Annotated in this window: 7 protein-coding genes and 1 tRNA gene; 2 read left to right on the forward strand and 6 right to left on the reverse strand. The window is 34.9% G+C overall.

Annotation, left to right across the window (positions count from 1 at the left end; all coding sequences use genetic code 11):
• Nucleotides 1-71 precede the first annotated feature (71 nt).
• Together VKY47_RS12605 and truA are read right to left on the reverse strand one after the other, a co-directional pair.
• Nucleotides 72-1,835, reverse strand: coding sequence for an ABC transporter ATP-binding protein (locus VKY47_RS12605; RefSeq protein ID WP_324313168.1), 1,764 nt, complete (start codon nucleotides 1,833-1,835; stop codon nucleotides 72-74).
• A 33-nt stretch (nucleotides 1,836-1,868) separates the two neighbouring features.
• Complete coding sequence (gene truA / locus VKY47_RS12610) at nucleotides 1,869-2,615, reverse strand: tRNA pseudouridine(38-40) synthase TruA (RefSeq protein ID WP_324313169.1); 747 nt, start codon at nucleotides 2,613-2,615, stop codon at nucleotides 1,869-1,871.
• Between the two features lie 119 nt (nucleotides 2,616-2,734).
• Here truA and VKY47_RS12615 point away from each other — a divergent pair, with 119 nt between their 5' ends.
• Nucleotides 2,735-3,229, forward strand: coding sequence for a metallophosphoesterase family protein (locus VKY47_RS12615; protein ID WP_324313170.1), 495 nt, complete (start codon nucleotides 2,735-2,737; stop codon nucleotides 3,227-3,229).
• A gap of 79 nt (nucleotides 3,230-3,308) precedes the next feature.
• On the opposite strand, the gene VKY47_RS12620 is transcribed toward VKY47_RS12615, so the two are convergent.
• Entirely contained in the window at nucleotides 3,309-3,719 is a 411-nt protein-coding gene (locus VKY47_RS12620) for a DUF4293 domain-containing protein (protein ID WP_324313171.1), read from the reverse strand.
• Nucleotides 3,720-3,916: 197 nt separating this feature from the next.
• Here VKY47_RS12620 and rho point away from each other — a divergent pair, with 197 nt between their 5' ends.
• Nucleotides 3,917-5,656 carry a transcription termination factor Rho gene (gene rho / locus VKY47_RS12625; protein WP_324313172.1) on the forward strand — a complete coding sequence of 580 codons (1,740 nt, stop codon included), beginning with the start codon at nucleotides 3,917-3,919 and terminating at the stop codon, nucleotides 5,654-5,656.
• Between the two features lie 142 nt (nucleotides 5,657-5,798).
• On the opposite strand, the gene rpsT is transcribed toward rho, so the two are convergent.
• The 3 genes from rpsT to proS all read right to left on the reverse strand — a co-directional run bounded on the left by rpsT (nucleotide 5,799) and on the right by proS (nucleotide 7,824).
• Nucleotides 5,799-6,050, reverse strand: a complete 252-nt coding sequence (gene rpsT, locus VKY47_RS12630) for a 30S ribosomal protein S20 (protein ID WP_324313173.1) — start codon at nucleotides 6,048-6,050, stop codon at nucleotides 5,799-5,801.
• A 27-nt stretch (nucleotides 6,051-6,077) separates the two neighbouring features.
• Nucleotides 6,078-6,149, reverse strand: a tRNA-Glu gene (locus VKY47_RS12635).
• Nucleotides 6,150-6,345: 196 nt separating this feature from the next.
• Nucleotides 6,346-7,824, reverse strand: a complete 1,479-nt coding sequence (proS, locus tag VKY47_RS12640; protein WP_324313174.1) for a proline--tRNA ligase — start codon at nucleotides 7,822-7,824, stop codon at nucleotides 6,346-6,348.
• Nucleotides 7,825-8,050 lie beyond the last annotated feature (226 nt).

Genomic DNA, 8,050 nt, shown 5'->3' on the forward strand with positions numbered 1-8,050 from the left:
GAAGTCAAAAATCTGATAAGGTTTTATCCTTTAAAATTACCTGTGTAAAATAGAAGAGCGTTTAAATAAATTTAGGCAACTTCTTCTTTTAGAAATTGGACTTCGTATAGATTTCTATAATAACCATTTTCTTTTTTAAGTAGCTCTTTGTGCGTACCTACTTCCACAATTTCTCCAGCATCCATAACCATGATTTTGTCTGCTTTTTTAATGGTGGCCAGTCTATGGGCAATAATTATGGAGGTTCTTCCTTTGGTTATTTTATAGGTGGCATTTTGAATTAATTGTTCAGAATAAGAATCGACGGATGACGTAGCTTCATCTAAAACCAAAATACTTGGATTAGTAACATAAGCTCTTAAAAACGACAGTAATTGACGTTGCCCTGAAGATAACATGGCCCCACGTTCTTTTACATTATAATGATAGCCATTTGGCAAGCTCATAATAAAATCGTGAATTCCAATATCCTTTGCGGCTTGTTCCACATCTTCTTGCCTAATAGCAGGATTGTTTAAGGTGATATTATTTAAAATAGTATCGGCAAACAAAAACACATCTTGTAAAACAACAGCAATCTGCGTTCTTAACGAAGCCAGTTTAATGTCTTTGATATTAATGTTATCAATGCAGATTTCACCTTTGTTAATATCGTAAAACCTGTTTAGTAAATTAATTATGGTCGACTTCCCTGCTCCGGTTGCTCCAACAATAGCAACTGTTTCTCCAACTTCCACCTGAAACGAAACCCCTTTTAGAACTTCCTCGTCTTCTACATAACTAAAATACACCTCCTTAAACGAAATATCTCCTTTAAATGAAGTCACCTCCAAAGTACCATGATCATCGATTTGCGAAGTGGTTTCAAGCACTCTAAACACTCTTTTTGCAGCTACCATTCCCATTTGCAGGGCATTAAACTTATCGGCAATTTGACGAAGAGGTCTAAACAACATAGGAATCATCATAATAAAAGCCGTTAAATCCCCTAGTGAAGCTGTTTGTCCAATAACCACATTTAAACCCCCATACCAAGCAATAAGACCAATGGTAATTGAGGAGGACAATTCGGCTATTGGAAAGAAAATGGAGTTGTACCAAACGGTTTTTAACCAAGCCTTTTTATGGCGTTCATTTATTTCCTTAAATTTGTTGTATTCGGTAGCTTCTCTTGTAAACAGTTGAAGGATTTTCATTCCAGTAATACGTTCTTGTACAAAGGAATTTAAATTAGAAACTTCTGTTCTTACTTCTTCAAACGCACGTTTCATATATTTTTGAAACAAGCGGGTGGCATATAACACCAAAGGCAACATTAAAAATACAATCAGGCTTAATTCCCAATTCATATAAAGCATCACCAAAGAAACGACTAGCATGGTAAGTAAATCTCTAAAAATCATAAAGAATCCTTCACCAAAAACATCGGCAATACGCTCCATGTCCGTAACCGCTCTAGTAATTAATACTCCTACGGAAGAGTTGTCGAAGTATTTCATTCTAAACCGGATCATGTGGTCAAATAATTTGACACGAATGTCCTTAACCACACTCTGACCCAGAAATCCAGAATAGTATATAAAAAGTAATTGGCAAACAACTTCTGCTAATAAAAGTCCTGCCATAATATAAATATAAGGTAAAAAACCTTCAAATTTTTTAGTAACAATGTTCTGGTCTATCGCCTGTTGAAGAATATAAGGTCTAACAGCTCCAAAAATAGCCAATAGGACAACGGCAACCAGCACACCAACAAACACATGGTTATAAGGCTTAATAAACTTAAAAAGCTTTTTAAACAAGGTGATTTCAAGTATGGATTCTATTTTGCTCATGTTTACTTCCCAAAAATAGGAGTCAATTTTTTATTATTTTAATTTGATAGTTTCTGGATATTCAACCTCTGTAAGATACAAACCATGCGCCGGAACGGAAAAACCAGCCTCACTCCTATTTTTAGAAGCTAGAATGCTGTGCATATCTTCAACTTTCAGTTTTCCTAAACCTATATTTATTAAAGTTCCAACGATAGCCCGAACCATATTTCTTAAAAACCTATCTGCTTTTATACGAAACTGCAACTCGTTTTCCACGAATTCCCAATCGGCCGTCATAATATAACAATTATACGTATTTACATCTGTATTGCTTTTCGAAAAGCATTGAAAATCTTTATGACCCAATAGTAATTTCGTAGCCTCTTTCATCTTATTTAAATCCAAATCTGGCTTTACATAATAAGATTCATCATAAGTAAAAACATCCTTACTTAAAGCAATCCGATATAAATAAGCACGACTTACCGCATGAAATCTGGCATGAACATCTGGTTTGACTTCAAATATATCCTGAACGGAAATATCTTTGGGTAAAAATGAATTGAGTTTATAAATTAAATCAATTACTTCAAAAAAAACTTCCGTATCAAAATGCGCAAACATCTGCTTGGCATGTACCCCAGCATCTGTTCGTCCTGCTCCAACTATAGCTATAGATTGATTTAAAAGCGTGGACAAGGATTTTTCAACAACCTCTTGTACAGAAATGGCATTGGGCTGATTTTGCCAACCGTGATAATTTTTTCCGTTGTATGAAAGCTCTAAGAAATATCTCAAGGGATTATGCTATTTTTGTAAAAAACAAAGATAGAATTTAAATCTTTCTTGAAGTTTCAAATAAAAGTTAAATATAAAATTGATTCCGATGCTTCGGAACCAGTTTCATAGGAAATAATATGAAAAAAATCCTACTCCTTTCTGATACCCACAGCTATATAGATGATGCTATTTTAAAACACGTAAAACAAGCAGATGAAGTATGGCATGCTGGTGATATTGGCGATTTAAACGTAACCAATCAAATAAAAAAACTAAAACCTTTAAAAGCTGTTTTCGGGAATATAGATGGACACGATGCTAGAGCCGAATTTCCAGAAAACAACCGGTTTATTTGTGAAAATGTAGATGTTTGGATCACGCATATTGGAGGTTACCCTAATAGATATGATGTAAGAATTAGGGAAGCCCTGAAAAAAAATCCGCCAGATTTGTTTATCTGTGGTCATTCGCATATTCTAAAGGTCATGCCAGATAAAAAATTAAATTTATTGCACATGAATCCTGGAGCTGTTGGAAAATACGGTTTTCATAAAGTAAGAACCATGCTGCGCTTTGTAATTGATGGTAGTAATATAAAAGACCTAGAGGTTATTGAGTTTGAAAGTAGATAAAGGTTTTTAAAAACAACTCAAAAAAAAACCCAAGATCTTCACCTTGGGTTTACGCACTAATACAACTAAGATGTTAGGTTTATCTTAAACGATCTACAGATTTTACAAGATCTTCATCCTTCTTAATGGCCTTATTGGCTAGTGCCAACAACACGATAGAAATAATAGGAAGAAAAATCCCAATACCTTTCTCTGAAACTTCCGTTTCTCCAGATACATTTAGAGAGCGATACAAAAATAACCCTAGTAAAAAAAAATTTAATATGATGTTTAGTCGTCCCAATATAAATTGAGATTTCCTTTGTTTAAATCTAAAAATCGCAATAACGGACAAAACAGCCGACAACATGAACAGTGCAAAAACAGCAAGGTCATCTTTTGCGAAAATTTGTACATTTTCAGGTGTTGTCCATAATTCAAACACAAATATAAGTCCACCAGAAACTCCAGCAGCAAGTAAAAGATATATGGTTTGAATTCTTTGTAGCATTCTTAATTGTTATTTAAAGCAGCAAAAATAATGGTTTCTTTTTAATAAATTAACTAAATTAAATAAAATAAAGTTGTATAATTGCAATAACAAAGTACAACTACCACAGTTGTAAGTTGTTATTCTTCAGAATAAAATCTATTTTTTTCAGAAAAAATCAATTTTAATATTTAATACAAATATTCAATTCAACATCAATGTTTGAAATCTCACAGTTAAAAGAAATGAAGCTTCCTGAGTTGCAGGAAATGGCTAAAAAACTGAACGTGTCTAAATATCGTTCATTAAAAAAATTAGATTTGGTATATCAAATACTAGATCATCAAGCTGCCAACCCCCAGGCAGTAAAAGAAGTTGTTATGGAGGCACCAAAAAAGGAAATTCCTCAACAAAAAAAACAAAGAGAACGTATTGCTCGTCCTGCCCAAACTACTAATATAGTAGAAAGCGCACCTGCTCCAATTGTAAAGGAAACTTTAGATGCCAAAGCAGAGTCACCGAGAGCAGAAACTCCAAAAACAGAAGCTCCAAAGACAGAAGTTCAACAACCAAAACCGCAACAGGCAAAACCGCAACAACCTAAGCCTAGACAGCCAAAACCTCAGCAACCAAAACCTTCAAAACCTGTTCATAATACAGATAATGAACCTAAGGACACAGGTAATAGTGATAAAGAGGATCAAAATAACAATCCTAAAAGCGACAATCAGAATCGTCCTAAAAGAGATAACAAACATCAAAACCCGAATAAAAATCAAAGCTCTAGTGGTTCCAACGGAAACAAAGACACTAGAAACAGATACAGAGAGCCAGATTACGAGTTTGATGCCATTATAGAAAGTGAAGGTGTTTTAGACGTTATGCAAGATGGTTATGGGTTTTTACGCTCTTCGGATTATAATTATCTATCTTCTCCAGACGACATTTACGTTTCACAATCACAAATCCGTTTATTCGGCTTAAAGAAAGGCGATACCGTTTTAGGAAACGTAAGACCTCCAAAAGAAGGGGAAAAATATTTCCCTTTAATAAAAGTGATTAAAATTAACGGACTTAGTCCAGATGTTGTTAGAGATAGAGTTTCTTTTGAACATTTAACCCCGCTTTTTCCACAAGAAAAATTCAATTTAGCTGGTAAGCAAAGTACCATTTCCACACGAATCATGGATTTGTTTTCACCTATAGGAAAAGGGCAACGTGGTATGATTGTTTCTCAACCAAAAACAGGAAAAACCATGTTGCTTAAAGATGTGGCCAATGCTATTGCGGCCAACCATCCGGAAGTGTACCAAATGATTTTATTAATAGACGAACGTCCAGAAGAGGTAACCGACATGCAACGTAATGTACGTGGTGAAGTTATTGCCTCAACTTTCGATAAAGAAGCGCACGAACATGTTAAGATTGCAGATATTGTTTTAGAAAAAGCAAAAAGACTTGTGGAATGTGGGCATGACGTAGTTATCCTTTTAGATTCGATTACTCGTTTGGCCAGAGCCTATAATACTGTTCAACCTGCTTCAGGAAAAATATTAAGTGGTGGTGTAGATGCCAATGCACTTCATAAACCAAAACGTTTCTTTGGTGCTGCCAGAAATATTGAGAATGGTGGATCTTTAACGATTATTGCTACGGCCTTAACCGAAACAGGTTCTAAAATGGATGAAGTTATCTTTGAAGAATTTAAAGGAACAGGTAATATGGAGTTACAATTAGATAGAAAAATCTCTAATCGTAGAATCTTCCCAGCTATCGACTTAACATCATCAAGTACTCGTAGAGACGATATTTTATTGGATAGCAACACCATTCAAAGAATGTGGGTGATGAGAAAGTATCTTGCAGATATGAATCCTGTAGAAGCTATGGAGTTTATTAACGAGCGATTTAAAAAGACTAGAAACAATGAAGAGTTTTTAATTTCCATGAACGGATAATAACTCTTAACTTATATTGCAAAAAGAAAAGCCTTGATTTATTCAAGGCTTTTCTTTTTACTTGTATTTTAAAAAAGGGAACAAAAAAAACCTTCCAATTAATATTGAAAGGTTTCTATATAGAAATCTTGATATTCTTTTTTTATAAAGAAGCTACGTGCTTAGTTAATTTAGATTTTAAATTCGCTGCTTTATTGGCATGAATAATATTCTTCTTAGCTAACTTATCGATCATAGACATAATGTCTGGAAAAGCAGCTTGTGCTTCTTCCTTAGATTCCATCTCACGTAATTTCTTAATAGCACTACGAGTAGTTCTATGCTTGTATCTATTAGTTAAACGTTTTGACTCGTTACTTCTAATTCTCTTTAGTGCTGACTTATGATTTGCCATTGTATTATCTTTCTTTAATAAAAATTGTAGCCCGTAGGGGAATCGAACCCCTCTTACCAGGATGAAAACCTGGCGTCCTAGCCGATAGACGAACGGGCCATTTTGTTTTGAGTGTGCAAATATATATTATTATATTTAAACCTGCAATACATCATTTCAAAATAACTAACAATATTTCTATTGTTAACTTTCAAGAGAAAACAATTCTTGTTTTATATCTTTCAAGCGGCTGCAAAAATACAACTATTTTTAAATGTTGCAACACCTAATCCATATTTTTTTAAAATATTTTGAATTAATAGGCTTTTGCAAACAAAACTCTCCCTTTTGAAGGCTTTCCAGTATACACACAAGTGCCATTTTCATGGACTTGGTCCATAGGAATACATCTAATGGTTGCCTTGGTTAATTCTTTGATTTTAGTTTCGGTTTCTTCGGTTCCATCCCAATGTGCTGAAATAAACCCTCCTTTACTTTCTAAAATCTTTTCAAAATCCTCAAAAGTATCTACCAGAGTTATATGCGAATCTCTAAAATCCAATGCTTTCTTATATAAGGAAGTTTGAATTTCTGTCATTAAAGCTTCAACCGTAGATGTTAAATTATCTAAAGCAATCACCTCTTTGGTTAAGGTATCTCTTCTAGCCAGCTCTACCGTGCCGTTTTCCAAATCCTTTGGTCCAATAGCTATTCGCACCGGCACGCCTTGCAATTCGTGTTGCGCAAACTTGGCTCCTGGTCTTAAAGTAGTCCTGTCGTCGTATTTTACCGAAATATGTCTGGCCCTTAAGTCACTAATCATCAGCTTTGCTAATTTGGAGATCTCTTCAAACTGCTCTTCTGTTTTATAAATAGGCACTATAACTACTTGGTTTGGTGCTAGATTTGGAGGAAGCACCAAGCCTTTATCATCACTATGCGTCATAATTAAAGCCCCCATCAATCGGGTTGAAACTCCCCAAGACGTTGCCCAAACATACTCTTGTTTTCCTTCTTTAGAGGTAAACTTAACATCGAATGCCTTAGCGAAATTTTGTCCTAAAAAATGCGATGTTCCAGCCTGCAAGGCTTTTCCATCTTGCATTAAGGCTTCAATACAATAGGTGTCTACAGCGCCCGCAAATCGTTCGCTTTCGGTTTTTACGCCTTTAACTACTGGAATAGCCATAAAGTTTTCAGCAAAAGTTGCGTACACATTATTCATTAATTCAGCTTCTTGGATAGCTTCCTTCTTGGTGGCATGTGCCGTGTGCCCTTCTTGCCATAAAAATTCGGCCGTACGTAAAAACAAACGAGTTCTCATTTCCCAACGCACCACGTTGGCCCATTGGTTAATTAGCAAAGGCAAATCTCTATAAGACTGTATCCAACCTTTATAAGTGCTCCAAATAATGGCTTCACTAGTAGGTCTAACAATAAGTTCTTCTTCTAATTTTGCTTCAGGATCTACACGTAATTTCCCAGGATTATCTGGATCGCTTTGAAGTCTATAGTGTGTAACAATAGCACATTCTTTAGCAAAACCTTCGGCATTTTTTTCTTCGGCTTCAAACAAACTTCTAGGTATAAATATCGGGAAATAAGCATTTTGATGTCCTGTTTCCTTAAACATTCTATCCAGCTCTGCTTGCATTTTTTCCCAAATGGCGTAGCCATAAGGCTTAATAACCATACAACCTCTAACGGCCGAGTTTTCAGCAAGATCTGCTTTTACAACAAGTTCGTTATACCACTTAGAATAGTCTTCGGCTCTACTTGTAAGATTTTTACTCATATTCAGGGTTTTGGCACAAATATTGTGATTATGTTAAATATATATAATAGTTGCGCAAAACTAACTATTTTTGTTATGTTCAACAATAAAATTCAAGAGATATGCAAATTAATAAATCCTTTTTAACTAAAACACCGTTGATAGCCGTTTTTGGCTTGTTTGTTGTCTTGGCTTCTTGTGGATCGTCACAGTACGCCTCACAGGACAACGATGGTATTTATAGTTC

It is taken from the genome of Xanthomarina sp. (genome assembly GCF_035306705.1).
Classification (GTDB): Bacteria; Bacteroidota; Bacteroidia; order Flavobacteriales; family Flavobacteriaceae; genus Xanthomarina.